At 72.9% G+C, this 4,054-nt stretch carries 4 protein-coding genes; 1 reads left to right on the top strand and 3 read right to left on the bottom strand.

Annotated features, from left to right (window positions below; all coding sequences use genetic code 11):
* Positions 1 to 107: 107 nt before the first annotated feature.
* The 3 genes from ACFV6D_RS08905 to ilvA all read right to left on the bottom strand — a co-directional run bounded on the left by ACFV6D_RS08905 (position 108) and on the right by ilvA (position 3,574).
* Positions 108 to 965 (bottom strand): ABC transporter permease, encoded by an 858-nt coding sequence (locus ACFV6D_RS08905; protein ID WP_063348013.1) that lies wholly within the window; start codon positions 963 to 965, stop codon positions 108 to 110.
* Between the two features lies 1 nt (position 966).
* Entirely contained in the window at positions 967 to 2,073 is a 1,107-nt protein-coding gene (locus ACFV6D_RS08900; RefSeq protein ID WP_380423845.1) for an ATP-binding cassette domain-containing protein, read from the bottom strand.
* Between the two features lie 289 nt (positions 2,074 to 2,362).
* Complete coding sequence (gene ilvA / locus ACFV6D_RS08895; protein WP_063348014.1) at positions 2,363 to 3,574, bottom strand: threonine ammonia-lyase; 1,212 nt, start codon at positions 3,572 to 3,574, stop codon at positions 2,363 to 2,365.
* 122 nt (positions 3,575 to 3,696) lie between these two features.
* Between ilvA and ACFV6D_RS08890 the strand changes: the two genes are divergently transcribed.
* The coding region (locus ACFV6D_RS08890; protein WP_380558972.1) for a MarR family transcriptional regulator at positions 3,697 to 4,054 on the top strand (358 nt) is incomplete at its 3' end.

Genomic DNA, 4,054 nt, shown 5'->3' with positions numbered 1-4,054 from the left:
GTGGCCTCACCCCCCGTGCCCGGGCGTCACCAGACCTCCCCGCCCGCCGCGGGCGCCCGCGCTGCCCGGGGAACCGGCGGCCGCCCTCGCGGCGTACTTGGCGCGGTTCAGCCCACGGCCGAGCGGTACTTGCGCACCGACAGCCAGGAGAACACCGCGGTGATCAGCACCGACCACAGCACCGACACCAGCGCGGCGTGCTGCATCGGCCAGGTGGCGTCCACCGGGCCGACCTGGTTGCCGAACAGGTCTCGGCAGGCCTGCACGGTGGCGCTGAACGGGTTCCAGTACGCGACCGTCTGCAGCCAGCCCGGCATCGAGCTGACCGGCACGAAGGCGTTGGAGACGAAGGTCAGCGGGAACAGCCAGATCAGGCCGGCCGAGGTGGCCGCCTCGGGGCTGCGCACCGAGAGGCCGATCAGCGCGCCGATCCAGGAGAACGCGTAGCCGAGCAGGAGCAGCAGGCCGAAGGCGCCGAGCGCGTTGAGCACGCCGTCGTGGATCCGCCAGCCGACCAGCAGCGCGACCAGGGCCAGCACGATCACGGTGAACGCGGTCTGGCACAGGTCGGCGAGGGTGCGGCCGACCAGCACCGCCGAGCGGGCCATCGGCAGCGAGCGGAAGCGGTCCACCAGGCCCTTGGTCATGTCCTCCGCGATCCCGGCGGAGGCGCCGGCGACGGCGAAGGTGACGGTCTGGGCGAAGATGCCGGCCATCAGGAACTGGATGTACGAGTCGGAGCTGGAGCTCGCCCCGGGGATCTTGATCGCCCCGCCCATCACGTACGAGAACAGCAGCACGAACATGACCGGCTGCATCAGCCCGAAGACCACGATCTCGGGGATCCTGGTCATCCGGCGCAGGTTGCGCTTGGCGACCACCCAGGAGTCGTGCAGGGTGGCGGCGATGCCGCGGCGCTGCCTGGGCATCGCCTCGCCGATGGCGTGCTCGGTGGCGGTGCTCATCTCAGCGCTCCGTTCCGGCCGCGACGGCCTGCTTGTCCGGTCCCTGGCCGTCGGAGCCGTCCGGCCCCTCGGCGGACGGCCCCTCGGCGGGCGGCCCCTCGGCGGGCGGCCCGCCCTTGCTCCGGCCGCCCCGGCCGCGGCCGCCGGAGCCGTTCTCCTCCTCCACCGTCTCGGCAACGTGGCCGGTGAGGGTGAGGAACACGTCGTCCAGGGTCGGGCGGCGCAGGCCGATGTCGTCGATCTCGATGCCGCGGGCGTCGAGTTCGCGGATGACGTCGGCGAGCACCCGGGCGCCGCCGCTGACCGGCACGGTGATCCGGCGGGTGTTCTTCTCCACCGCCGGCTCGCCCAGCGCGTACCCGGACAGCGCCGCGACCGCGTCGGCGACCAGGCCAGGCTCGTGCACCACGACCTCTATCCGCTCGCCGCCGATCTGGGCCTTGAGCTGGTCGGCGGTGCCGCGGGCGATCACCCGGCCGTGGTCGACGACGGCGATGTCGTGCGCCAGCCGGTCGGCCTCCTCCAGGTACTGGGTGGTGAGCAGCAGCGTGGTGCCCTGCTCGACCAGGGTCTCGATGACCTCCCAGAGCGCGAGCCGGTTGCGCGGGTCGAGGCCGGTGGTCGGCTCGTCGAGGAACATCACCGGCGGCCGGACGACCAGCGCGGCGGCGAGGTCGAGGCGGCGGCGCATGCCGCCGGAGTAGGTCTTGGCGGTGCGGTCCTTGGCCTCGGTGAGGTTGAACCACTCCAGTAGCTCCAGCGCCCTCACCTTCGCCTGACGGGCGCTCATCTGGTAGAGCTCGCCGACCATCTGGAGGTTCTCGAAGCCGGTGAGGTACTCGTCGACCGCCGCGTACTGGCCGGACAGGCCGATCAGGCTGCGGACCTTGTTCGGGTGCTTGAGCACGTCGACGCCGGCGACCACCGCACGGCCCGAGTCGGGGCGCAGCAGGGTGGTGAGGACCCGCACGGTGGTGGTCTTGCCGGCACCGTTCGGGCCGAGCAGCCCGAGCACCGTGCCCTCGGGGACGTCGAGGCTGACGCCGTCCAGGGCTCGTACGTCGCCGAAGGTCTTGACCAGGTTCTCGGCTTGGATGGCTGGCGCCATGGCCTGCCTCATCTCCTCGGACGAATATGGGCGATCTGTCACACTCTGCCCCTTTTTCGGGCATGCGGGCGACTCGGTTTTCGCCTACCAGGACACAGAACGCGATGTATCGCGAGTCTGGCAGCACGCGATATATCGCGTCAAGGCACAGGGCTCCGCCATCGTGACAGGGACTACTGACATCCACTGACATCCACCGAGATCCGCCGAGATCCACCGAGGCCCGCCCCGCACCGTCCGGCGCCCGAGACACCCGGCCCCCCCCAAGCGCCTGAGGCGCCTTCCGAACTCAGCTGGAAACGACGTACCCCGCGTCCCGCAGCTCGCCGACCACGGCCGCGCAGTGCTCCGGCCCCTTGGTCTCCAGGTGCAGGTCCACCTCGACCTCGGTCAGCCCCAGCCGCGGGTCGATCCGCACGTGCGCGACGTCCAGCACGTTGGCGTCCAGCCTGGTCAGCACCCCCAGCAGGTCGGCCAGCGAGCCCGGCTTGTCCGCCAGCCGCACCCGCAGCGACAGGTACCGGCCGGCCGCCGCCAGCCCGTGCCGCAGCACCCGCTGCATCAGCTGCGGGTCGATGTTGCCGCCGGACAGCACGGCCACCACCGGCCCCTCGAAGGAGTCCGGCTGCTCCAGCAGCGCCGCGATCGGGGCCGCCCCGGCCGGTTCGACCACCAGTTTCAGCCGCTCCAGGCCGAGCAGCAGGGCCCGCGACAGCGCGTCCTCGGAGACCGTCCGGACGCCGTCCGCCAGCGAGTTGATCACCTCGAACGGGATGTCCCCGGGCCGGCCGACCATGATCCCGTCGGCCATCGTGGCGTAGTGCTCCAGTGACACCGGCCGCCCGGCCGCCAGCGAGGGCGGGTACGCGGCCGCGCCCGCCGCCTGCACCCCCACCACCCGGACGTCCGGCCGCAGCGGCTTGACCGCCGCCGCGATCCCGGCCAGCAGGCCGCCGCCGCCCACCCCGACCAGGATGGTCCGCACCTCGGGGCACTGCTCCAGGATCTCCAGTCCGACGGTGGCCTGGCCGGTGACCACGTCCCAGTGGTCGAAGGGGTGGATGAACACCGCGCCGGTCGCCTCCGAGTACCGCTGCGCGGCCTGCAACGCCTCGTCCACCGTGGCGCCGTGCAGCCGCACCTGCGCGCCGTACTCCCGGGTCGCCGCGACCTTGGGCAGCGGCGCCGCGACCGGCATGAACACGGTCGAGTGCACCCCCAGCAGCGCGGCCGCCAGCGCCACCCCCTGCGCGTGGTTGCCCGCGCTCGCCGCCACCACCCCGCCGGCCCGCTGCACCGGCGAGAGCCCGGCGATCCGCACGTACGCGCCGCGCAGCTTGAACGAACCGGTGCGCTGGAGGTTCTCGCACTTCAGGTGGACCGGCGCGCCGATCAGCCCGGACAGGTACCGGCTGCCCTCCATCGGCGTCACCCGGGCGATTCCGGCGAGCATCTTCTGGGCGCCGCGGACGTCGTCGAGGGTGACCGGCCAGTTGTGCATAACGCCAGCCTACGGTGGTCGACACCGGCAATCCGGGACGTCGGGGCTGTTCCCGGGCCCGCTCCGCCCGCGTACGCTGCTGCTTCTGAGCCTCCCTCACCGCACGACGATCGTGAGCCGCGATGACGACGACCTCGCCCCAGGCCACCGACCGCACCGACCCCGTGCACGCCCGACTCCAGTACCAGCTGGCGGTGTTCGCCCGCCGGATGGACCAGGTCCGGACCACCGGCGGCGGTCTCGGCGCGCTGGACCGGGCCGCCTACCTGCTGCTCGACCGCCTGGAGCGGCACGGGCCCGCCAACGTCAAGGCGCTGGCCGAGTCGCTCGGCGTCGACTCCTCCACGGTGACCCGGCAGGTCGCCCCGCTGGTCGCGGGCGGGCTGGTCGGGGGGGGGGGGGGCCCCGGGGGCCCCCCCCCCGCCGCCCCCGCACATTACCCCCGGGGGGCGGGGCCCCGGGGCGCAGTAATGCAACGGG

This window comes from Kitasatospora sp. NPDC059812 (assembly GCF_042732075.1).
Taxonomy (GTDB): Bacteria; Actinomycetota; Actinomycetes; order Streptomycetales; family Streptomycetaceae; genus Kitasatospora.
This window is presented reverse-complemented; position numbering and strand designations above follow the sequence as displayed.

Coding starts and splice junctions, on each gene's coding strand:
- ACFV6D_RS08905 (WP_063348013.1), bottom strand. CDS start 965: ATGAGCACCGCCACCGAGCACGCCATCGGCGAGGCGATGCCCAGGCAG.
- ACFV6D_RS08900 (WP_380423845.1), bottom strand. CDS start 2,073: ATGGCGCCAGCCATCCAAGCCGAGAACCTGGTCAAGACCTTCGGCGAC.
- ilvA (WP_063348014.1), bottom strand. CDS start 3,574: ATGCACAACTGGCCGGTCACCCTCGACGACGTCCGCGGCGCCCAGAAG.